The sequence below is a fragment of the Mycobacteriales bacterium genome (assembly GCA_030697205.1).
GTDB lineage: Bacteria > Actinomycetota > Actinomycetes > Mycobacteriales > SCTD01 > JAUYQP01.
The window spans coordinates 100,410-119,804 of sequence record JAUYQP010000042.1; the positions used below are offsets into that span (position 1 = coordinate 100,410).

The 19,395-nt window shown below is 70.0% G+C and carries 29 protein-coding genes; 1 reads left to right on the top strand and 28 read right to left on the bottom strand.

What is annotated here, in order from left to right; genetic code table 11:
- Nucleotides 1–59: 59 nt before the first annotated feature.
- From map to rpsL, 28 genes are all read right to left on the bottom strand, one after another.
- Entirely contained in the window at nucleotides 60–899 is an 840-nt protein-coding gene (gene map / locus Q8R60_13685; protein MDP3713521.1) for a type I methionyl aminopeptidase, read from the bottom strand.
- A gap of 8 nt (nucleotides 900–907) precedes the next feature.
- Entirely contained in the window at nucleotides 908–1,570 is a 663-nt protein-coding gene (locus tag Q8R60_13690; GenBank protein ID MDP3713522.1) for an adenylate kinase, read from the bottom strand.
- Nucleotides 1,570–2,865, bottom strand: coding sequence for a preprotein translocase subunit SecY (gene secY, locus Q8R60_13695; GenBank protein ID MDP3713523.1), 1,296 nt, complete (start codon nucleotides 2,863–2,865; stop codon nucleotides 1,570–1,572). The genes Q8R60_13690 and secY overlap by 1 nt, the downstream gene beginning before the upstream one ends.
- 228 nt (nucleotides 2,866–3,093) lie before the next feature.
- On the bottom strand, nucleotides 3,094–3,543 hold the full coding sequence (gene rplO, locus Q8R60_13700) for a 50S ribosomal protein L15 (GenBank protein ID MDP3713524.1): 450 nt from the start codon (nucleotides 3,541–3,543) through the stop codon (nucleotides 3,094–3,096).
- Between the two features lies 1 nt (nucleotide 3,544).
- A complete protein-coding gene (gene rpmD / locus Q8R60_13705; GenBank protein ID MDP3713525.1) occupies nucleotides 3,545–3,727 on the bottom strand; it encodes a 50S ribosomal protein L30 in 183 nt (60 codons plus the stop codon).
- Nucleotides 3,727–4,365: a 30S ribosomal protein S5 gene (rpsE, locus tag Q8R60_13710; GenBank protein MDP3713526.1), complete on the bottom strand. Its 639-nt coding sequence runs from the start codon at nucleotides 4,363–4,365 to the stop codon at nucleotides 3,727–3,729. Before rpsE ends, rpmD begins: the two co-directional genes overlap by 1 nt.
- Before the next feature lie 43 nt (nucleotides 4,366–4,408).
- Entirely contained in the window at nucleotides 4,409–4,771 is a 363-nt protein-coding gene (gene rplR, locus Q8R60_13715) for a 50S ribosomal protein L18 (GenBank protein MDP3713527.1), read from the bottom strand.
- Nucleotides 4,771–5,310: a 50S ribosomal protein L6 gene (gene rplF / locus Q8R60_13720; GenBank protein MDP3713528.1), complete on the bottom strand. Its 540-nt coding sequence runs from the start codon at nucleotides 5,308–5,310 to the stop codon at nucleotides 4,771–4,773. The genes rplR and rplF overlap by 1 nt, the downstream gene beginning before the upstream one ends.
- Nucleotides 5,311–5,330: 20 nt before the next feature.
- Nucleotides 5,331–5,729 (bottom strand): 30S ribosomal protein S8, encoded by a 399-nt coding sequence (gene rpsH, locus Q8R60_13725; protein MDP3713529.1) that lies wholly within the window; start codon nucleotides 5,727–5,729, stop codon nucleotides 5,331–5,333.
- Nucleotides 5,730–5,796: 67 nt separating this feature from the next.
- On the bottom strand, nucleotides 5,797–5,982 hold the full coding sequence (locus Q8R60_13730; GenBank protein MDP3713530.1) for a type Z 30S ribosomal protein S14: 186 nt from the start codon (nucleotides 5,980–5,982) through the stop codon (nucleotides 5,797–5,799).
- Between the two features lie 2 nt (nucleotides 5,983–5,984).
- Nucleotides 5,985–6,557 carry a 50S ribosomal protein L5 gene (gene rplE, locus Q8R60_13735; GenBank protein ID MDP3713531.1) on the bottom strand — a complete coding sequence of 191 codons (573 nt, stop codon included), beginning with the start codon at nucleotides 6,555–6,557 and terminating at the stop codon, nucleotides 5,985–5,987.
- Nucleotides 6,557–6,898: a 50S ribosomal protein L24 gene (rplX, locus tag Q8R60_13740; GenBank protein MDP3713532.1), complete on the bottom strand. Its 342-nt coding sequence runs from the start codon at nucleotides 6,896–6,898 to the stop codon at nucleotides 6,557–6,559. The genes rplE and rplX overlap by 1 nt, the downstream gene beginning before the upstream one ends.
- A gap of 2 nt (nucleotides 6,899–6,900) precedes the next feature.
- A complete protein-coding gene (gene rplN, locus Q8R60_13745) occupies nucleotides 6,901–7,269 on the bottom strand; it encodes a 50S ribosomal protein L14 (GenBank protein ID MDP3713533.1) in 369 nt (122 codons plus the stop codon).
- Nucleotides 7,270–7,345: 76 nt separating this feature from the next.
- Nucleotides 7,346–7,648: a 30S ribosomal protein S17 gene (rpsQ, locus tag Q8R60_13750; protein MDP3713534.1), complete on the bottom strand. Its 303-nt coding sequence runs from the start codon at nucleotides 7,646–7,648 to the stop codon at nucleotides 7,346–7,348.
- Nucleotides 7,645–7,869 (bottom strand): 50S ribosomal protein L29, encoded by a 225-nt coding sequence (gene rpmC, locus Q8R60_13755; GenBank protein MDP3713535.1) that lies wholly within the window; start codon nucleotides 7,867–7,869, stop codon nucleotides 7,645–7,647. Before rpmC ends, rpsQ begins: the two co-directional genes overlap by 4 nt.
- Complete coding sequence (gene rplP / locus Q8R60_13760; protein MDP3713536.1) at nucleotides 7,869–8,285, bottom strand: 50S ribosomal protein L16; 417 nt, start codon at nucleotides 8,283–8,285, stop codon at nucleotides 7,869–7,871. The genes rpmC and rplP overlap by 1 nt, the downstream gene beginning before the upstream one ends.
- 2 nt (nucleotides 8,286–8,287) lie before the next feature.
- The gene (gene rpsC / locus Q8R60_13765; protein MDP3713537.1) at nucleotides 8,288–9,214 is read right to left on the bottom strand and encodes a 30S ribosomal protein S3; all 927 of its coding nucleotides are present in this window, start codon (nucleotides 9,212–9,214) and stop codon (nucleotides 8,288–8,290) included.
- Nucleotides 9,214–9,603: a 50S ribosomal protein L22 gene (gene rplV / locus Q8R60_13770; GenBank protein MDP3713538.1), complete on the bottom strand. Its 390-nt coding sequence runs from the start codon at nucleotides 9,601–9,603 to the stop codon at nucleotides 9,214–9,216. The genes rpsC and rplV overlap by 1 nt, the downstream gene beginning before the upstream one ends.
- Nucleotides 9,604–9,619: 16 nt before the next feature.
- Nucleotides 9,620–9,901 carry a 30S ribosomal protein S19 gene (gene rpsS, locus Q8R60_13775; protein MDP3713539.1) on the bottom strand — a complete coding sequence of 94 codons (282 nt, stop codon included), beginning with the start codon at nucleotides 9,899–9,901 and terminating at the stop codon, nucleotides 9,620–9,622.
- 11 nt (nucleotides 9,902–9,912) lie between these two features.
- Nucleotides 9,913–10,746, bottom strand: coding sequence for a 50S ribosomal protein L2 (rplB, locus tag Q8R60_13780; GenBank protein ID MDP3713540.1), 834 nt, complete (start codon nucleotides 10,744–10,746; stop codon nucleotides 9,913–9,915).
- A 31-nt stretch (nucleotides 10,747–10,777) separates the two neighbouring features.
- Complete coding sequence (gene rplW / locus Q8R60_13785; protein ID MDP3713541.1) at nucleotides 10,778–11,077, bottom strand: 50S ribosomal protein L23; 300 nt, start codon at nucleotides 11,075–11,077, stop codon at nucleotides 10,778–10,780.
- Complete coding sequence (gene rplD / locus Q8R60_13790) at nucleotides 11,074–11,790, bottom strand: 50S ribosomal protein L4 (GenBank protein MDP3713542.1); 717 nt, start codon at nucleotides 11,788–11,790, stop codon at nucleotides 11,074–11,076. The genes rplW and rplD overlap by 4 nt, the downstream gene beginning before the upstream one ends.
- Entirely contained in the window at nucleotides 11,787–12,470 is a 684-nt protein-coding gene (gene rplC / locus Q8R60_13795) for a 50S ribosomal protein L3 (protein ID MDP3713543.1), read from the bottom strand. The genes rplD and rplC overlap by 4 nt, the downstream gene beginning before the upstream one ends.
- A 12-nt stretch (nucleotides 12,471–12,482) precedes the next feature.
- Nucleotides 12,483–12,791 (bottom strand): 30S ribosomal protein S10, encoded by a 309-nt coding sequence (rpsJ, locus tag Q8R60_13800; protein MDP3713544.1) that lies wholly within the window; start codon nucleotides 12,789–12,791, stop codon nucleotides 12,483–12,485.
- A 100-nt stretch (nucleotides 12,792–12,891) separates the two neighbouring features.
- Nucleotides 12,892–14,085, bottom strand: coding sequence for an elongation factor Tu (gene tuf, locus Q8R60_13805; GenBank protein MDP3713545.1), 1,194 nt, complete (start codon nucleotides 14,083–14,085; stop codon nucleotides 12,892–12,894).
- A 63-nt stretch (nucleotides 14,086–14,148) separates the two neighbouring features.
- On the bottom strand, nucleotides 14,149–16,275 hold the full coding sequence (fusA, locus tag Q8R60_13810) for an elongation factor G (protein MDP3713546.1): 2,127 nt from the start codon (nucleotides 16,273–16,275) through the stop codon (nucleotides 14,149–14,151).
- Between the two features lie 69 nt (nucleotides 16,276–16,344).
- A complete protein-coding gene (rpsG, locus tag Q8R60_13815; protein MDP3713547.1) occupies nucleotides 16,345–16,815 on the bottom strand; it encodes a 30S ribosomal protein S7 in 471 nt (156 codons plus the stop codon).
- Complete coding sequence (gene rpsL, locus Q8R60_13820; GenBank protein MDP3713548.1) at nucleotides 16,815–17,189, bottom strand: 30S ribosomal protein S12; 375 nt, start codon at nucleotides 17,187–17,189, stop codon at nucleotides 16,815–16,817. The genes rpsG and rpsL overlap by 1 nt, the downstream gene beginning before the upstream one ends.
- Before the next feature lie 397 nt (nucleotides 17,190–17,586).
- Between rpsL and Q8R60_13825 the strand changes: the two genes are divergently transcribed.
- Entirely contained in the window at nucleotides 17,587–19,278 is a 1,692-nt protein-coding gene (locus Q8R60_13825; GenBank protein ID MDP3713549.1) for a DNA polymerase, read from the top strand.
- The last annotated feature ends 117 nt before the right edge of the window (nucleotides 19,279–19,395 follow it).

A 19,395-nucleotide genomic window follows, 5' to 3' on the forward strand; every position in this document is an offset into this window, starting at 1 on the left:
TCGGCTGGGTGACACCTGCCGCACGGGCTGAGCTGAATCGGTGGGTTCAGCCGGTGAGCTCAGCCGGTGAGCTCAGCCGGCAGGCTCGTGCCGAGCCGGACGGCTCCGCCGTCCGTGGCGGTGAGGACCCACGGGCCGTGCTCGGTGATGGCGACGGTGTGCTCCCAGTGGGAGGCCTGCAGCCCGTCCCTGGTGACGACGGTCCAGCCGTCGTCGAGCTCGAGGACCTCCGGTGAGCCGAGCGTGGCCATCGGCTCGACGGCCAGCACGATGCCGCGGGTGAGCGCCATGCCCTTGCCCGGGCCCTGGGGCGCGGTGTTGGGGACGTGCGGCGGCTCGTGCATCGAGGTGCCGATGCCGTGCCCGGTGTAGTCGTCGAGCAGGCCGTAGCCGTGGGGACGCACCACCCGCTCGACCTCGGCCCCGATGTCGGACAGCCGCGCGCCGTCGCGGACGACGGCGAGCGCGGCCCACAGGCTCTCCTCCGTGACGCGGTTGAGCTCCAGCACATCCGCGGCGCACTCCCCGACGGGAACCGTGATCGCGGCGTCTCCGTGCCACCCCTCGACGATCGCGCCGAAGTCGATCGAGCACAGCTCGCCCTCGCGCAGCACCCGGTCTCCGGGGATCCCGTGGACGACCTGCTCGCCGACCGAGGCGCAGATGACGCCGGGGAAGCCGTGGTAGCCGAGGAAGCTCGACACCGCGCCGCGCTCGCGCAGGACGTCGCGGCCGATGCCGTCGAGGTCGGCAGTGCTGACGCCCGGCGCCACGGCTGCACGCATCCGGTCCAGCGCCTCGGCCACGACCAGGCCGGCGCGGCGCATGAGCCGGACCTGCTCAGCGGTCTTGACGGTGACGCCGCGCGGGCGGCGCGAACCGCGGCCAGCTCCAGCCACGATGCGGCTCAGTGCCCGTCGCGGCGGAAGGGGCGCAGCGCGTCGATCGCACGGGTGGTCACGTCGTCGACCGGCCCGGTCGCGTCGATCCCCACGAGCACGCCGCGACTGGCGTAGTAGGACACCAGCGGAGCGGTCTGCTCGTCGTACACCTCGAGCCTGTTCTCGACCGTCGCGGGCTTGTCGTCCTCCCGCTGGAAGAGCTCGCCGCTGTCGAGATCGCACACGTCGGCTGTGGCGGGCGGGTCGAACTCGACGTGCCAGATGTGGTTGCAGCTGCGGCAGGTCCGCCGGCCGGACAGCCGGCGCACGACCTCGTCGTTGTCGACGACGAGCTCGAGCACCACGTCGAGCTTGGCACCGGCCTCGCGCAGCATGTCGTCGAGGACCTCGGCCTGCGGGACGGTGCGCGGGAAGCCGTCGAGCAGGAAGCCGACCTGCGCGTCGTCCTGTGCGAGGCGGTCGCGGACCATGTCGATGGTGACCTGGTCGGGCACGAGGTCGCCCTTGTCCATGAACTTCTTGGCCTCGAGGCCGAGCGGCGTCCCTGCGCTCACGTTGGCGCGGAAGATGTCGCCCGTGGAGATCTTGGGCACGGCGACGTGCTCGGCGATGAACTGCGCCTGGGTCCCCTTGCCCGCGCCAGGTGGCCCCACCAGGACGAGGCGCACTACCTCAGGAAGCCTTCGTAGTTGCGCAGCATGAGCTGGCTCTCGACCTGCTTGACGGTCTCGAGCCCGACCCCTACGACGATGAGCACGGCGGTGCCGCCGAAGGGGAACTGCGAGCTGTCGGTCGCGAAGGTGAACAGGAAGTAGGGCAGCACCGCGACCAGGCCGAGGTAGAGCGCCCCGAAGCTGGTGATGCGCGACAGGATGTAGTCGAGGTACTCGGCGGTGGCCCGGCCCGGGCGGATGCCGGGGACGAAGCCGCCGTACTTCTTCATGTTGTCGCTGACCTCGACCGGGTTGAACGTGATCGCGACGTAGAAGTAGGTGAAGAAGACGATGAGCGCGAAGTACAGCGACAGGTAGACGGGGTCACCGGGGTCGACGAGATGGCGGTTGATGAAGCCGGTCACCGAGCGGTTGTCCGGGAAGATCTGGGACAGCAGCTGCGGCAGGTAGAGCAGCGAGCTCGCGAAGATCACCGGGATGACGCCGGCCTGGTTGACCTTCAACGGGATGTAGGTGCTCGTCCCGCCGTACATCCTGCGGCCGATCATGCGCTTGGCGTACTGCACCGGGATGCGGCGCTGGGCCTGCTCGACGAAGACCACGAGGGTGATGACGACGAGGGCGAGCACGCCGATGGCGACGAGGATGAAGGGGCCGCGCGGCTGCTGCCACACGCGCAGTGCGCCGGACGGGACGCTCGAGATGATCGAGGTGAAGATCAGCACCGACATGCCGTTGCCGACGCCGCGGTCGGTGATCAGCTCGCCGAGCCACATGACCACGGCGGTGCCGGCGGTGAGGGTCACGACGAGCACCAGGATCCGCACGATGCCCTGGTCGGGGATGATCTCCTGCGTGCACTGCGGGAAGAGCCTGCCGCTGCGCGCCAGCGCCACGATGCCGGTGGACTGCAGGACCGCCAGCGCGACCGTGAGGTAGCGGGTGTACTGCGTGAGCTTGGCCTGGCCGGACTGGCCCTCCTGCTTGAGCGTCTCCAACCGCGGGATCACCACGATGAGCAGCTGCACGATGATCGAGCTCGTGATGTAGGGCATGATCCCGAGCGCGAAGACGCTCAGCTGCAGCAGCGCACCGCCGCTGAACAGGTTGACCAGCCCGTAGAGCGAGTTGTCTTCGACCTGCTCCAGGCAGTTCTGGATCGCGACGTAGGAGACGCCGGGCCCCGGCACGACGGACCCGATCCGGTACAGCCCGATGACCGCCAGGGTGAACAGCAGCTTCCTGCGCAGGTCCGGGGTCTTGAAGGCCCGGCCGAAGGCGGTGAGCACGGATCCTCCTGGCGTCCGTCCGCGCGGTGCGGTACGGGTCGGTGTGGCAGGTCTGTCGAGCAGGTCTGTCTAGGCGTGCGGGCGGGACGGGTCGGGTGCCCGCCGCGCTGCGGGGACTGTAACAGCCGCAGCGGTGGTGACCGCGGGGCGAAGCGGTCACGTGCGGGGCCGTCAGACGCCGCGAGCCGCCGGTCCCCCGCGGGGGGCCGGCGGCTCGTGCGCGCGGTGCTACAGCTCGGTGGTGCTGCCGCCGGCCGCGCCGATCTTCTCCTTGGCCGAGGCCGAGAAGGCGTGCGCGGTGATCTCGAGCTTGACGGCGAGGTCGCCACCACCGAGGACCTTCACGAGGCGGTTGTCGCGGACCAGGCCCTTGGCGACCAGCTCGTCGACGCCGACCGTGCCGCCCTGCGGGAACCGCTCGGCGATCTTGTCGAGGTTGACGACCTGGTACTCCGTGCGGAACCGGTTCTTGAAGCCCTTGAGCTTGGGCAGCCGCATGTGCAGCGGCATCTGCCCGCCCTCGAAGGCGGCCGGGACCTGGTAGCGGGCCTTCTGGCCCTTGGTGCCACGACCTGCGGTCTTGCCCTTGGACGCCTCACCACGACCGACGCGGGTCTTGGCGGTCTTCGCGCCAGGGGCCGGCCGCAGGTGGTGCACCTTCAGCGTGCTGTCGGCCATCTCAGTCCACTTCCTCGACCGACACGAGGTGCGTGACGGTGTTGACCATCCCGCGGATCTCGGGGCGGTCCTCCTTGACGACGGTGTCGGAGATCCGCTTCAAGCCGAGCGAGCGCAGGGTGTCGCGCTGGTTCTGCTTGCCGCCGATTCCGGACTTGATCTGGGTGACCTTCAGGCGCCCCATCAGGCACCGCTCGCAGCCTGGGCACGAGCCCGGAGCATGGCCGCCGGAGCGACCTCCTCGAGGGTCAGGCCGCGCTTGGCGGCGATCTCCTCGGGGCGCACGAGGCCCTGCAGCGCGGCGACCGTGGCGTGCACGATGTTGATCGGGTTGGAGGACCCGAGCGACTTCGAGAGCACGTCGTGGATGCCGGCGCACTCCAGGACGGCGCGCACGGGGCCACCGGCGATGACGCCGGTACCCGGGCTGGCCGGCTTGAGGAGCACGACGCCGGCAGCGGCCTCGCCCTGGATCGGGTGCGGGATCGTCGAGCCGATGCGCGGCACGCGGAAGAAGTGCTTCTTGGCCTCCTCGACGCCCTTGGCGATCGCGGCCGGCACCTCCTTGGCCTTGCCGTAGCCCACGCCGACCTGGCCGTCGCCGTCGCCCACGACCACGAGGGCGGTGAAGCTGAAGCGACGACCACCCTTCACGACCTTGGCGACGCGGTTGATCGCGACGACGCGCTCGATGTGGTTGCTCTTCTCGGCGGGGGCACCGCGCTCACCACGGCCACCGCCGCGGTTGTCGCGGCGGTCGCCACCAGCCGCTCCGGTGCCGCCGGCCGCGCCAGTCCCACCGCGGCGCTGCTGTCCGGGCATCAGAGGTACCTCTCCATCAGGGTGTGCAGGTCTGTGCTGCTCATCAGAACTCCAGGCCGTTCTCGCGGGCGCCGTCAGCCAGCGCGGCGATGCGGCCGTGGTACTTGTTGCCGCCGCGGTCGAAGACGACCGCGCCGATGCCCTTGTCCTTCGCGCGCTGCGCGACGAGGGCGCCGACCTCGCGGGCGCGGGCGCTCTTGTCGCCCTCCCCGGAGGCACGCAGCTCGAGGGTCGACGCGCTGGCCAGGGTGTGGCCGGCGAGGTCGTCCACGACCTGGGCGGTGATGTGGCGCGACGAGCGGGTGACGACCAGGCGCGGACGCGCCGGGGTGCCGCTGACGCGCTTGCGGATGCGGAAGTGCCGGCGGGCCTTGCCCAGCCTGCGGATGCCAGAGATGTTCGCCATTACTTACCCGTCTTCCCGACCTTGAGCTTGATCTGCTCGCCCTCGTAGCGGACGCCCTTGCCCTTGTACGGGTCGGGCTTGCGGAGCTTGCGGATGTTGGCGGCGACCTCGCCCACCTTCTGCTTGTCGATGCCCTTGACCGTGAACTTGGTCGGGCTCGCCACCTCGAAGGTGATGCCCTCCGGCGCCAGGACCGGCACCGGGTGGCTGTAGCCGAGGGCGAACTCGAGGTCCGAGCCCTTGGCCGCGACGCGGTAGCCGACGCCACGGATCTCCATGGCCTTGGCGTAGCCCTCGGTCACGCCGGTGACCATGTTGGCCACCAGGCTGCGGGTGAGCCCGTGCAGGCTGCGGCTCTCCCGGTTGTCGTCCGGGCGGGTCGCGACGAGCGTGCCCTCCTCGGTGCGCTCGAGCCGGATCGGCTCGGCGATCGTGTGCGTCAGGGTGCCCTTGGGGCCCTTCACCGTGACGTGCTGGCCGTCGAGGGTGACCTCGACGCCGGCAGGGACGGGGATGGGCAGGCGGCCAATTCTAGACATGGTGGGACGTTCCTTCCTGTCTAGTAGACGTAGGCGAGGACTTCCCCACCCACGCCCTTCTTGTTGGCCTGGCGGTCAGTGAGCAGGCCGGCCGACGTCGAGATGATCGCGACGCCGAGCCCGCCGAGGACCTTGGGCAGCTGGCCGGCCTTGGCGTAGACGCGCAGGCCGGGCTTGCTGACCCGACGGACGCCGGCGATGGAGCGCTCGCGGTTGGGGCCGTACTTGAGGTCGATCGAGAGGACCTTGCCCTTCTCGCCGTCCTCGACCTTCCAACCCGCGATGTAGCCCTCCTGCTGGAGGATCTCGGCGATGTGGGTCTTGATCTTGCTGTGCGGCATGGCGACGGTGTCGTGGTACGCCGAGTTGGCGTTGCGCACGCGGGTCAGCATGTCCGCGATGGGATCGGTCATGGTCATGTTGGGTGGCCTTCAGGCCTTTCCCGCCGGGGTTCCCTGTCTCCAGGGCCTACGACGAAGAGGTGGACTACCAGGAGGACTTGGTGATGCCGGGCAGCTCGCCCGCGTGCGCCATCTCGCGCACGCAGATGCGGCAGAGCCCGAACGTGCGGTACACCGCGCGCGGACGGCCGCAGCGGTTGCAGCGGGTGTAGCCGCGCACCGCGAACTTCGGCTTGCGCTTCGCCTTCTCGACGAGGGCCTTCTTCGCCATCTCTACAGCTCCTTGAACGGGAAGCCGAGCGCCTTGAGCAGCGCGCGTCCCTCGTCGTCGTTGGTGGCCGTCGTGACGACCGTGATGTCCATGCCGCGCACGCGGTCGACCCTGTCGACGTCGATCTCGTGGAACATCGACTGCTCGTTGAGGCCGAACGTGTAGTTGCCGTTGCCGTCGAACTGCTTGGGCGACAGGCCGCGGAAGTCGCGGATGCGCGGCAGCGCGATCGTCACCAGCCGGTCGAGGAACTCCCACATGCGGTCGCCGCGGAGGGTGACCTTCGCGCCGATCGGCATGCCCTCGCGCAGCTTGAACTGCGCGATCGACTTGGTCGCGCGGCGCAGCTGCGGCTTCTGGCCGGTGATGGCCGTGAGGTCCTTGAGCGCACCGTCGATGAGCTTGGAGTCCTTGGCCGCGTCGCCGACACCCATGTTGACGACGACCTTGACGACGCCGGGGATCTGCATCGCGTTGCCGTAGGAGAACTGCTCCAGCAGCGCCGGCTTGATCTCCGCGCGGTAGCGCTGCTTGAGGCGCGGCAGCTCGCGGGCGGGGGTCTCAGCGGTCGTCATCAGATGTCTCCGTTGCAGCGCTTGCAGTAGCGGGAGCTGCGGGCCTTGCCCGTCACGTCCGGCTCACCGGTGCGCTTGCCGATGCGGGTGGGCTTGCCACAGGTGGGGCAGACGACCTGCACGTTGCTCACGTGCACGGCCGCCTCCTGCGTCACGATGCCGCCCTGCTGCGAACCGCGGGTCGACTGCGTGATCTTGGTGTGGCGCTTGATCCGGTTGACGCCCTCGACGAGGACGCGCGAGCGCTCGGGGTCGGCCGAGATGACCTTGCCCGTGACGCCGCGGTCCTTGCCGGAGATCACCTGGACGGTGTCGCCCTTCTTCACGAAGAGGCCTGCCATGGCTACAGCACCTCCGGTGCGAGCGAGATGATCTTCATGAACTTCTTGTCACGAAGCTCACGGCCGACCGGGCCGAAGATGCGGGTGCCACGCGGGTCGCCGCCGTCCTTGATCAGGACCGCCGCGTTCTCGTCGAAGCGAATGTAGGAGCCGTCTGGACGACGACGCTCCTTGACGGTGCGCACGACGACAGCCTTGACGACGTCGCCCTTCTTGACGCCCGCGCCGGGCAGGGCGTCCTTGACGGTGCAGACGATGATGTCGCCGATGCCCGCGTAGCGCCGGCCCGAGCCGCCGAGCACCCGGATGCAAAGGACTTCCTTCGCACCCGTGTTGTCGGCGACGCGCAGTCGCGACTCCTGCTGGATCACTGTGTCTCCTGGTGTGAACCCCGTATCCCTCGCGGGACGCGGGCTCGCTAGTGGACCTCGCGGTCCGGGGGTGGGACTACTTCGCCTTCTCGAGGATCTCGACGACGCGCCAGCGCTTGGTCGCCGACAGGGGTCGGGTCTCCATGAGCAGGACCCGGTCGCCGACGCCACAGGCGTTGGCCTCGTCGTGCGCCTTGAGCTTGTTGGTACGACGCAGCGTCTTCTTGTAGAGGGGGTGCTGCACGCGGTCCTCGACGGCGACCACGACGGTCTTGTCCATCTTGTCGCTGACCACGAGGCCCTCACGGGTCTTGCGGAAGCCGCGCTCGTCGCTGGTCGTCTCGGGGGTGCTCACAGTTCCCTCACTCGTGCTGCTCATGCGGTGGTGCCCGTCCGGACGATGCCGAGCTCGCGCTCGCGCATGACCGTGTAGATGCGGGCGATGTCGCGGCGCACCTTCTGCAGCCGCCGGTTGTTGTCCAGCTGGCCGGTGGCGACCTGGAAGCGGAGGTTGAACAGCTCCTCCTTGTGCTCGCTGAGGCGAGCCACCAGCTCCTCGTCAGCGAGGTCGCGGATCTCCTGCGTCGTGGTGTCGGCCATCAGTCACCCACCTCCCGGACGACGAAGCGGCACTTCATCGGCAGCTTGTGGATGGCGCGGCGCATGGCCTCGCGCGCCAGCGGCTCCGGCGGACCCGCGAGCTCGAACAGGATGCGACCCGGCTTGACGTTGGCCACCCACCACTCGGGCGAGCCCTTACCGGAACCCATGCGGGTCTCGGCCGGCTTCTTGGTCAGCGGACGGTCCGGGTAGATGTTGATCCAGACCTTTCCACCACGCTTGATGTGGCGGGTCATCGCGATACGCGCGGACTCGATCTGGCGGTTGGTCACGTAGGCGGGCTCGAGAGCCTGGATGCCGTAGGTGCCGAACGCCAGCTCGGTGCCGCCCTTGGCCGCACCGCTGCGGTCGGGGTGGTGCTGCTTGCGGTGCTTGACCCTGCGGGGGATCAGCATGATCAGGCCTCCGTCTCGGGGGCGGTCTCGGGGGCGGTCTCGCCAGCGGTCTCGACGGCGGGCGTCTCGACAGCAGCGGTCTCGACAGCGGGCGTCTCGACAGCCGGCGTCTCGACAACAGCGGTCTCGACGGCGGGCGACTCGAGCTCGGGGCTCTCCGGACCACCGTCGACCGACGCGCGACCGGCCTCGGTGCCGCCGGCGGTGGTGCCGGTGGAGCCGGAGCGCGGACCACGACGGGTCGGGCGGTCACGACGGGCCTGGCGGATCTCGGCCTCCTGCGCCTCGCGCTCGGCGCGGGACTGGACGACGTCGCCCTTGTAGATCCAGACCATCACGCCGATGCGGCCGAAGGTCGTCTTGGCCTCGTACTGGCCGTAGTCGATGTTCGCGCGCAGGGTGTGCAGCGGCACGCGCCCCTCGCGGTAGAACTCCGAGCGGCTCATCTCGGCACCGCCGAGGCGGCCGGCGCACTGCACGCGGATGCCCTTGACGCCCGGGCCCTTGAGCGCGGACTGCATGGACTTGCGCATCGCGCGGCGGAAGCTGACGCGCGACGACAGCTGCTCGCCGACGCCCTGCGCGACCAGCTGCGCGTCGGACTCGGGGTTCTTGACCTCGAGGATGTTGAGCTGGACCTGCTTGCCGGTCAGCTTCTCGAGGTCGCCGCGGATGCGGTCGGCCTCGGCGCCGCGGCGGCCGATGACGATGCCCGGGCGCGCCGTGTGGATGTCCACGCGGACACGGTCACGGGTGCGCTCGATCTCGACCTTGGAGATGCCGGCCCGCTCCATGCCCTTGGACATGAGCTTGCGGATCGCGACGTCTTCCTTGACGTACTCCGCGTAGTTGCGGTCGGCGTACCAGCGAGACGTCCAGTCGCTCGAGATGCCGAGCCGGAAGCCGTGGGGGTTGACCTTCTGACCCACTAGCGGGCCCTGCCCTTCGAACCAGAGGTGGTCGTGGCGGCGTCGTCGACCAGCGACTGCACCACCACGGTGATGTGGGACGTGCGCTTGCGGATGCGGAAGGCACGGCCCTGCGCACGCGGCCGGAAGCGCTTGAGGGTCGGACCCTCGTCGACGTAGGCCTGCGCGATGAAGAGGTCACGCGCGTCGAGCTGCTTGTTGTGCTCGGCGTTGGCGATGGCGCTCGCGACGACCTTGGCGATCGGCTCCGAGGCGGCCTGCGGCGCGAACCGCAGGATGTCGAGGGCCTCCTGGACGGGCAGGCCGCGGACCAGGTCGATGACGCGACGGCACTTCATCGGCGTCATGCGGACGTAGCGCGCCTGGGCCAGGGCGGCGTTGGCCGGCAGGTGCCGGGTCTTGTTCTCAGCCACGACGGGCCCTCCGGTCGTCCTTGATGTGACCGCGGAAGGTGCGCGTGGGCGCGAACTCGCCGAGCTTGTGACCGACCATCGCCTCGGTCACGAAGACCGGGACGTGCTTGCGGCCGTCGTGCACGGCGAGCGTGTGCCCGAGCATGTCGGGGATGATCGTGGAGCGACGCGACCAGGTCTTGATCACGTTCTTGGTGCCCTTCTCGTTCTGCACGTCCACCTTCTTGAGCAGGTGGTCGTCGACGAAGGGCCCCTTCTTCAGGCTGCGCGGCACGGCGGTATCCCCTAGCGCTTCTTGTTGGTCTTGCGGCGGCGGACGATCATCGCGTCACTGGCCTTGCGGCGACGCGTGCGACCCTCGGGCTTGCCGGCGGGGTTGACCGGGTGGCGTCCACCGGAGGTCTTGCCCTCGCCACCGCCGTGCGGGTGGTCGACGGGGTTCATGGCGACACCACGGACGGAGGGGCGCTTGCCCTTCCAGCGCATGCGGCCGGCCTTACCCCAGTTGATGTTGCTCTGCTCGGCGTTGCCGACCTCGCCGACGGTCGCGCGGCAGCGGATGTCGACGTTGCGGACCTCGCCCGAGGGCAGACGCAGCTGCGCGTAGGGACCGTCCTTGGCGACGAGCTGGACGCTCGCACCCGCGGAGCGGGCCATCTTCGCGCCGCCGCCGGGGCGGAGCTCGATGTTGTGGATCGTGGTACCGGTCGGGATGTTGCGCAGCGGGAGCGCGTTGCCCGGCTTGATGTCCGCGGTCGGACCGGCCTCGACGGTGTCGCCCTGGGACAGGCCCTTGGGCGCCACGATGTAGCGCTTCTCGCCGTCCGCGTAGTGCAGCAGCGCGATGCGGGCGGTGCGGTTGGGGTCGTACTCGATGTGAGCGACCTTGGCCGGCACGCCGTCCTTGTCGTGACGACGGAAGTCGATGACGCGGTAGGCGCGCTTGTGGCCACCACCCTGGTGACGGGTGGTGATGCGCCCGGTGGCGTTGCGGCCGCCCTTGCTGTGCAGGGGACGGACCAGCGACTTCTCCGGCGTGGAGCGCGTGATCTCGGCGAAGTCGGCCACGCTGGAGCCACGACGGCCCGGGGTGGTCGGCTTGTACTTGCGGATGCCCATGTCAGTCCTTCAGCTCTGGAGGTCCGGTCGCCTAGGCGACCGGGCCCCCGAAGATCTCGATGCGGCCCTCGCGCAGGGTGACGATCGCGCGCTTGCTGTCGGCGCGCTTGCCGAAGCCGGACTTGGTCCGCTTGCGCTTGCCCTGGCGGTTGAGGGTGTTGACGGACGCGACCTTGACGCCGAAGACCTTCTCGACCGCGATCTTGATCTGGGTCTTGTTGGCGTCGGGCGAGACGATGAACGTGTACTTGTCCTCGTCGAGCAGGCCGTAGCTCTTCTCCGAGATGACCGGTGCGAGCAGGATGTCGCGGGGGTCGGTCAGGTCGCTCATGCGGACTCCTCCTTGACGAGCGCGTCGGGCGCAGTATCACCGGCGACGTCGCTCGAGCTCGCACTGGCCTTCGCCGACTTGCCCTTGGTCGGGCCGGCCAGGAAGACGGCCAGGGCCGACTCGGTGAAGACGATGTCGTCGCTGACGAGCACGTCGTAGGTGTTGAGCTGGCCCGGCGAGAGCAGGTGCACGGCCTTGGCGTTGCGCAGCGACTTCCAGGTGAGGACGTCGGTGCGCTCGGCCACGACGAGCACGTGCTTGCGCTCGCTGATCGTCGCCAGCAGCGACACAGCCGTCTTGGTCGACGGGGCGTCGCCGCCCGCGAGGGAGTCGACGATGTGGATGCGCTCGTGCGCCGCCCGGTCGGAGAGGGCACCGCGCAGGGCGAGGGCCTTCATCTTCTTGGGGGTGCGCTGGGCGTAGTCACGCGGCTTGGGGCCGTGCACGACGCCACCGCCGGCGAACTGCGGCGCGCGGGTCGAGCCCTGACGGGCGCGACCGGTGCCCTTCTGGCGGTAGGGCTTGCGGCCACCACCGCGCACCTCGCCACGGGTCTTCGTCGAGTGCGTGCCCTGACGGGCGGCAGCGAGCTGCGCGACGACGACCTGGTGGATGAGGGGGATGTTGACCTGGACGCCGAAGACGTCCTCGGGCAGGTCCACGCTGCGACCGGTCGTGCCGGTCGCGCTCTTGACCTCGACAGTAAGAGTCACTTCTTCACCTTCTCCACGCCGCCCTTGGCGAGACCGTTCTTCACCGCGGTGCGGACGAGCACGAGGCCGCCGATCGCACCGGGGACGGCGCCCTTGAGCAGGATCAGACCGCGCTCGGCGTCGACCGCGTGCACGACGAGGTTCTGCGTCGTCGTACGGGCGTTGCCCATGCGACCGGCCATGCGGGTGCCCTTGAAGACGCGACCCGGGGTGGCGCACGCCCCGATGGAACCGGGCGAGCGGTGCTTGCGCTGGACGCCGTGACCGGCGCCGAGGCCCTTGAAGTTGTGGCGCTTCATGACACCGGCGTAGCCCTTGCCGCGGCTGGTGCCGACGACGTCGACCTTGGCGCCGGCCTCGAACAGCTCGGCCGTGATCTCCTGGCCCAGCTCGTACGACGCGGCGTCCGCGGTGCGGAGCTCCACGAGGTGGCGGCGCGGCGGCACGCCGGCCTTCGCGAAGTGGCCGGCGACCGGCTTGTTGACCTTGCGGGGGTCGATCGCGCCGTAGGCGAGCTGGACGCTGCTGTAGCCGTCCTTGTCCGCGGTGCGGATCTGCGTCACCACGCACGGCCCGGCCTTGACGACGGTCACCGGGACGATCCGGTTGTTGGCGTCGAAGACCTGGGTCATGCCCAGCTTCTCGCCCAGGACACCCTGGGTGCGGCGGTTGGAAGTCATGTCAGACGGCCCTTAGAGCTTGATCTCGATGTCGACGCCGGCCGGGAGGTCGAGCCGCATGAGCGAGTCGACGGTCTTCGGCGTCGGGTCGAGGATGTCGATGAGGCGCTTGTGCGTGCGCATCTCGAAGTGCTCCCGCGAGTCCTTGTACTTGTGCGGGGAGCGGATGACGCAGTAGACGTTCTTCTCGGTCGGCAGCGGCACCGGACCCGCGACCGACGCACCCGTGCGGGTCACCGTCTCGACGATCTTGCGCGCCGAGCTGTCGATGACCTCGTGGTCGTAGGCCTTGAGCCTGATGCGGATCTTCTGTCCCGCCATGGTGGCTTGCTTCCTGTCTTCTGGTGCTGCTGCTGATCGAGGGTCTGGCTCGTGGTGCGGCGGCCGGGCCCGACGTGGGCCCGACCGCCGACCAGCGTGACTACTTGAGGATCTTGGTGACGCGACCCGCGCCCACGGTGCGGGAGCCCTCGCGGATGGCGAACTTCAGGCCCTCCTCCATGGCGATGGGCTGGATGAGGGTCACCTTCATCTCGGTGTTGTCGCCGGGCATGACCATCTCCGTGCCCTCGGGCAGGTCGACGACGCCGGTGACGTCCGTGGTGCGGAAGTAGAACTGCGGGCGGTAGTTGTTGAAGAACGGCGTGTGGCGGCCGCCCTCGTCCTTGGACAGGATGTAGACGCTGGCCTCGAACTCGGTGTGCGGGGTGATCGACTTCGGCTTGCAGACGACCTGGCCGCGCTCGACCTCCTCGCGCTTGATGCCGCGGATGAGCAGACCGACGTTGTCGCCCGCCATGCCGGAGTCGAGGAGCTTGCGGAACATCTCGACACCCGTGACGGTCGTGGTCTGCACCTCCTCCTTGATCCCGATGATCTCGACGGTCTCGTTGACGTTGACGATGCCGCGCTCGATGCGGCCCGTCACGACGGTGCCGCGGCCGGTGATCGTGAAGACGTCCTCGATGGGCATGAGGAACGGCTTGTCCGTGTCGCGCTCGGGCTCGGGGATCGAGTTGTCGACGGCGTCCATGAGGCCGAGGAGCTTCTCGGACCACTCCGGGTCGCCCTCGAGGGCCTTGAGCGCGGAGACGCGCACGACCGGCAGGTCGTCGCCCGGGAACTCGTAGGTGGTGAGCAGCTCGCGGACCTCGAGCTCGACGAGCTCCAGGATCTCCTCGTCGTCGACCATGTCGGCCTTGTTGAGCGCGACGACGATGTAGGGGACGCCGACCTGGCGGGCCAGGAGCACGTGCTCCTTGGTCTGCGGCATCGGGCCGTCGGTGGCGGCGACCACGAGGATCGCGCCGTCCATCTGGGCCGCACCGGTGATCATGTTCTTGATGTAGTCGGCGTGACCGGGGCAGTCGACGTGCGCGTAGTGGCGCGACTCGGTCTGGTACTCGACGTGCGCGATCGAGATCGTGATGCCGCGCTGACGCTCCTCAGGAGCCTTGTCGATCTGGTCGAACGCCGAGGCCTCGTTGAGGTTCGGGTACTTGTCGTGCAGCACCTTGGTGATGGCAGCGGTCAGCGTGGTCTTGCCATGGTCGATGTGACCGATGGTGCCGATGTTGACGTGCGGCTTGGTGCGCTCGAACTTGGCCTTGGCCATCTGGCCTGTCTCCTTAGTGCGTGGTTGTCGTACGGGGCGGTGGTGCGGACGTGCTGTTCCGGGTTACTCGCCCCGGACCTTCGCGATGATCTCCTTGGCGACGTTCGCGGGAACCTCGGCGTAGGAGTCGAACTGCATGGAGTAGCTGGCCCGGCCGGAGGTCTTCGACCGCAGGTCGCCGACGTAGCCGAACATCTCGGAGAGCGGCACCAGGGCCTTGACGATGCGCAGCCCGCCGCGCTCGTCCATCGCCTGGATCATGCCGCGGCGGCTGTTGAGGTCACCGATGACGTCGCCCATGTTGTCCTCGGGCGTGGTGACCTCGACGGCCATCATCGGCTCCATGAGGGCCGGGTCCGCCTTGCGGGCGGCCTCCTTGAAGCCCATGGAACCGGCGATCTTGAACGCGAGCTCGGAGGAGTCGACCTCGTGGTAGCCGCCGTCCATCAGGGTGACCCTGACGTTGGTCAGCGGGTAGCCGGCGAGGATGCCGTGCGTCATCGCCTCCTGGCAGCCGGCGTCGACCGCGGGGATGTACTCCTTGGGCACGCGGCCACCGGTGACGGTGTTCACGAAGGCGTACGTCGGGATCGCGCCCGTGTCGTCCGGCTCGGTGATCGGCTCGACCTTGATCTGGATCTTGGCGAACTGGCCGGTGCCGCCGGTCTGCTTCTTGTGGGTGTAGTCGTGGCGCTCGACGGTCTTGCGGAGCGTCTCGCGGTAGGCGACCTGCGGCTTGCCGACGTTGGCCTCGACCTTGAACTCGCGCTTCATGCGGTCCACGAGGATGTCGAGGTGGAGCTCGCCCATGCCGGCGATGATGGTCTGGCCGGTCTCCTCGTCGGTGTGGACCTTGAACGTCGGGTCCTCCTCGGCGAGGCGCTGGATCGCGGTGCCGAGCTTCTCCTGGTCGCCCTTGGTCTTCGGCTCGATGGCGACCGAGATGACCGGGTCCGGGAAGCTCATGGACTCGAGCACGACGGGGGCGTCGGAGTCGCAGAGGGTGTCGCCGGTCGTCGTGCCCTTGAGCCCGATGACGGCGCAGATGTCGCCGGCCTTGACCTCGCTGATGTCCTCGCGCGAGTTGGCGTGCATCTGGATGAGGCGGCCGATCTTCTCCTTGCGCTCCTTGGTGGAGTTGATGACCGACTGGTTGCTGGTCAGCGTGCCGGAGTAGACGCGGACGTAGGTGAGGCGGCCGACGTGCGGGTCGGTCTGGATCTTGAAGGCCAGCGCGGAGAACGGCGCGTCGAACTCGGGCTCGCGCGACTCCTCGACGCTCGGGTCCTTGACGGAGTGGCCGGTCACGGCGCCGATGTCGAGCGGCGACGGGAGGTAGTCGACGACGGCGTCGAGCATGGGCTGCACGCCCTTGTTCTTGAACGCCGACCCGCACAGCACCGCGGTGACCGTGTGCTCCTTGGTGGAGGACAGGATCGCGCGGCGGATGCCGGCCTTGATGTCGGCGGTCGTGAGCTCCTCGCCCTCGAGGTACTTCTCCATGACCGCGTCGTCGACCTCGGCCAGGGTCTCGAGCAGCTTGGCGCGCCACTCGGCGGCCTGCTCGGCGAACTCGGCGGGGATCTCGACGACGTCGAAGACGTCGCCCTTGGCGGTCTTGTCGTCGTTGGCCCAGAGCAGGCCCTTCATGATCACCAGGTCGATGACGCCGGTGAAGTCGCCCTCGCCGCCCCACGGCAGCTGGAGGACCAGCGGGGTCGCGTTGAGGCGGTCGATGATCATCTCGACCGTGCGGTAGAAGTTCGCGCCGGTGCGGTCCATCTTGTTGACGAAGCAGATCCGCGGGACGGAGTACTTGTCGGCCTGGCGCCACACCGTCTCGGACTGCGGCTCGACGCCGGCGACCGAGTCGAAGACCGCGACCGCGCCGTCGAGGACGCGCAGGGAGCGCTCGACCTCGACGGTGAAGTCGACGTGGCCCGGGGTGTCGATGATGTTGATGCGGTGGCCGTCCCAGGTGCAGGTCGTCGCGGCCGACGTGATCGTGATGCCGCGCTCCTGCTCCTGCTCCATCCAGTCCATCGTGGCGGCGCCGTCGTGGACCTCGCCGATCTTGTACGCCTTGCCGGTGTAGTAGAGGACGCGCTCGGTCGTGGTCGTCTTGCCCGCGTCGATGTGCGCCATGATCCCGATGTTGCGGGTCTTGGCGAGGATCGCGTTGCTGGCCACTGCGGCTTCTCTTCTTCCTGGATGGTCGTACGGGTCAGGTCTGGGGACGTGCGGTGCTGGAGCTGCGGGCTACCAGCGGTAGTGCGCGAAGGCCTTGTTGGACTCGGCCATCTTGTGGGTGTCCTCGCGGCGCTTGACGCTCGCGCCGAGGCCGTTGCTCGCGTCGAGCAGCTCGTTCATGAGGCGCTCGGTCATCGTCTTCTCGCGACGGGCGCGGGAGTACTGGATGAGCCAGCGCAGCGCGAGGGTGTTGCTGCGGCCCGCGCGGACCTCGATCGGCACCTGGTAGGTCGCACCACCGACGCGGCGGCTGCGGACCTCGAGGGTCGGCTTGACGTTGTCGAGCGCGCGCTTGAGCGTGATCACCGGGTCGGTGTCGGTCTTCACCCGGCAGCCCTCGAGGGCGCCGTAGACGATCCGCTCGGCGACGGAGCGCTTGCCGCCGATGAGGACCTTGTTGATGAGGCTCGTGACGAGCGGCGAGCCGTAGACCGGGTCGGTGACGACCGGGTGCTTCGGGGCAGGACCCTTGCGAGGCACTAGCTCTTCTCCTTCTTCGCGCCGTAGCGGCTGCGCGCCTGCTTGCGGTTGCGGACGCCCTGGGTGTCAAGGGAGCCGCGGATGATCTTGTAGCGCACGCCGGGGAGGTCCTTCACGCGACCGCCGCGGACGAGCACGATGGAGTGCTCCTGCAGGTTGTGGCCGACACCGGGGATGTAGGCCGTGACCTCGACACCGCTGGTGAGGCGCACGCGGGCGACCTTGCGCAGGGCGGAGTTCGGCTTCTTCGGCGTCGTCGTGTAGACGCGCGTGCAGACGCCACGACGCTGCGGGCTCCCCTTGAGGGCCGGCGTCTTGGTCTTCTCGACCTTGTCCTGCCGGCCCTTGCGGACCAGCTGCTGGATCGTGGGCAACGCGTCTCCTGCTCGTGCGCTTGTGGCGTGTCTGACGTGGTGACGTGCGGGTCCTGCTGGTGTACTCCGCCCCACGCGGTCGGGCGTGTCGCCCTGCTCGCGCACCTGCGCGCCGGAGCGCGCGGGGATGGGGGGTGCCGGTCGTGCTGGCGGGTCGTGCTGGTGGTGCCGGGCCGACCTGGGGCCTGTCCCGGAGCCTTCCGGCGTCCCTCCGACCACGAGAACGGTCGATGGACGTGCGGAGCGGGGCCTGGGTCACCCCAGGCACAAGTGGAGACCTTACCCCCCGTTCGGAGCAGGGTCAAAGTCGGAGCCGTCACATCCCGGCGCGTCCACTCGACACGCGGGACGAACCCGGCCGGACCACGCTACCCGTGTCGTGCGCGAGGCTGGTCGGGTGCCGGACCAGCCCCACGACGACCAGACCGGCGTACGCCGGGGGGCGCCGCTCGCGGTCGTCGTCGTGCCCGCCGGCCTGGGCCTCGCCGACGGGCAGCGGGCCTGGTCCCTCGCCGGTGACCCGGCCGCACTGGTGGCCGGGCTCGAGGAGTCGGCCGCACCGCGCTGGACCTGGTGGGAGGCGGCCACGACCGCCCCGATCCTCGTCGCGGGCGGGGTGCGCCCGCGGGCCTGCTGGGACGTCGGGGCCGTCCACCGACTGCTGCACGGCGGACGGCGCGGCGACGCCGGCGCTGCCTGGGCAGCGGTGCGCGGGCTGCCCGCTCCCCCGCTGCCGGCCCGCGAGCTCGACCTGCTCGACCTGTCCGACACCCCGGACGACCCGGTCGCGCCCGACGGACAGCTGTCCCGCGAGTGGACCGGGCCGTGGGCGGAGACCGACCCCGCGCGGCTGCTCGGCCGCGCGCAGCGGTGGGCGGCGCTGCTCGCCGACGTGCAGCGGGCGCAGGAGCAGGCCCTGCTCGCGCTGCCCGACCCACGGGCGAGCCCTTCCGGCGTACCCCTTGCCGTGCTCACGGCCTGGGCGGAGTCGGCGGCCGCCCTGCTCGCCGTCGAGCTCGCCCGCGACGGCCTGCCGCTGGACCGCGCGGCGCTGACGGCCCTGCTCGACGAGCTCGTCGGGCCGGCCGGTGACGAGATGGGCGCGCGGGAGCGGCGTGACGCCGAGGTGCTGCGGCACTTCCCGGCGGTGTGCGACCTGCGCAACCCGGCGGCCGTGCGCGAGCTGCTGCGGCTGGTGGGCGTCGACGTGCCCGACACCCGCTCGTGGCGGCTCGAGCAGCACCGCCCCGTGCCCGGCGTGGCCGCACTGCTGCACTGGCGGCGGGTCGAGCGGGTCGCGACGACCTACGGGTGGTCGTGGCTCGACCGCCACGTCGGGCCCGACGACCGGCTGCGCGGCGAGTGGGAGGCCGCCGACGGGGGCGCCGGCCGGATGACCGCGTCGGCCGGGCTGCACAACCTGCCCGCCGACCTCCGGGTCGCGGTCGCGGCCGAGCCGGGCCACGTGCTCGTGCGGGCCGACCTCGGCCAGGTCGAGCCGCGGGTGCTCGCCGCGGTCTCCGGAGACGCGGCCTTCGCAGCCGCGGCCCGCCAGGACGACCTCTACTCCCCGGTCGCGGCCGCCCTCGGGGTCGACCGGCCGACGGCGAAGGTCGCGGTGCTCGCCGCGATGTACGGCCAGGTCTCGGGTGCCGCCGGCGAGGCCCTGCGCGGGCTGGACCGCGCGTACCCGGTCGCGATGGCCTACCTGCGGGCCGCCGAGGCGAGCGGCCGGGACCGGCGCGACCTGCGCACCCACGGCGGTCGGCGGCTGCTCCTGGACTGGGACGGCGACCCCGCGGGGCGCGGCCGCTACGCCCGCAACGCGGTCGTGCAAGGCGCTGCCGCGGAGCTGTTCAAGGCCTGGGCCGCGACCGTCCGGGCCGGGCTGCGGCCGCTCGGCGGGACGGTCGTGCTGTGCCTGCACGACGAGCTGCTGCTGCACGTGCCCGCCCCCGCCGCCGAACCTGCCGCCGCGCTGCTGCGGACCGCCCTTGACGGGGTCGCGTCCTGGTGGGCGCCCGGCTCGGGGGTCCGCTTCGTCGCGGACGTCTCGGTCCTCACCCGCTGGTCCGACGCCAAGCCCTGACCGCCCCGCCCCGCCCCGCCCCGGCCCCGCCCCGCCCCGGCCCGGCCCCTCGCATGATCACCAGGCGACCTGCACGAGACTCGCCGGGAGTCGACGCGCAGAGCACCTGACGATCAT

Bases quoted from the DNA above. Each gene is read 5' to 3' on its own strand.
- rplO (MDP3713524.1), bottom strand. From the start codon at position 3,543: ATGGCCGACAGCACGCTGAAGGTGCACCACCTGCGGCCGGCCCCTGGC.
- rpmD (MDP3713525.1), bottom strand. From the start codon at position 3,727: ATGGGGCGCCTGAAGGTCACCCAGATCAAGTCCGGAATCGGCGGCAAG.
- rpsE (MDP3713526.1), bottom strand. From the start codon at position 4,365: ATGCCCGGACAGCAGCGCCGCGGTGGGACTGGCGCGGCCGGCGGCACC.
- rplR (MDP3713527.1), bottom strand. From the start codon at position 4,771: ATGGCGAACATCTCTGGCATCCGCAGGCTGGGCAAGGCCCGCCGGCAC.
- rplF (MDP3713528.1), bottom strand. From the start codon at position 5,310: ATGTCTAGAATTGGCCGCCTGCCCATCCCCGTCCCTGCCGGCGTCGAG.
- rpsH (MDP3713529.1), bottom strand. From the start codon at position 5,729: ATGACCATGACCGATCCCATCGCGGACATGCTGACCCGCGTGCGCAAC.
- Q8R60_13730 (MDP3713530.1), bottom strand. From the start codon at position 5,982: ATGGCGAAGAAGGCCCTCGTCGAGAAGGCGAAGCGCAAGCCGAAGTTC.
- rplE (MDP3713531.1), bottom strand. From the start codon at position 6,557: ATGACGACCGCTGAGACCCCCGCCCGCGAGCTGCCGCGCCTCAAGCAG.
- rplX (MDP3713532.1), bottom strand. From the start codon at position 6,898: ATGGCAGGCCTCTTCGTGAAGAAGGGCGACACCGTCCAGGTGATCTCC.
- rpsQ (MDP3713534.1), bottom strand. From the start codon at position 7,648: ATGAGCAGCACGAGTGAGGGAACTGTGAGCACCCCCGAGACGACCAGC.
- rpmC (MDP3713535.1), bottom strand. From the start codon at position 7,869: ATGGCCGACACCACGACGCAGGAGATCCGCGACCTCGCTGACGAGGAG.
- rplP (MDP3713536.1), bottom strand. From the start codon at position 8,285: ATGCTGATCCCCCGCAGGGTCAAGCACCGCAAGCAGCACCACCCCGAC.
- rplB (MDP3713540.1), bottom strand. From the start codon at position 10,746: ATGGGCATCCGCAAGTACAAGCCGACCACCCCGGGCCGTCGTGGCTCC.
- rplW (MDP3713541.1), bottom strand. From the start codon at position 11,077: ATGAGCGACCTGACCGACCCCCGCGACATCCTGCTCGCACCGGTCATC.
- rplC (MDP3713543.1), bottom strand. From the start codon at position 12,470: ATGACTTCCAACCGCCGCACCCAGGGTGTCCTGGGCGAGAAGCTGGGC.
- rpsJ (MDP3713544.1), bottom strand. From the start codon at position 12,791: ATGGCGGGACAGAAGATCCGCATCAGGCTCAAGGCCTACGACCACGAG.
- tuf (MDP3713545.1), bottom strand. From the start codon at position 14,085: ATGGCCAAGGCCAAGTTCGAGCGCACCAAGCCGCACGTCAACATCGGC.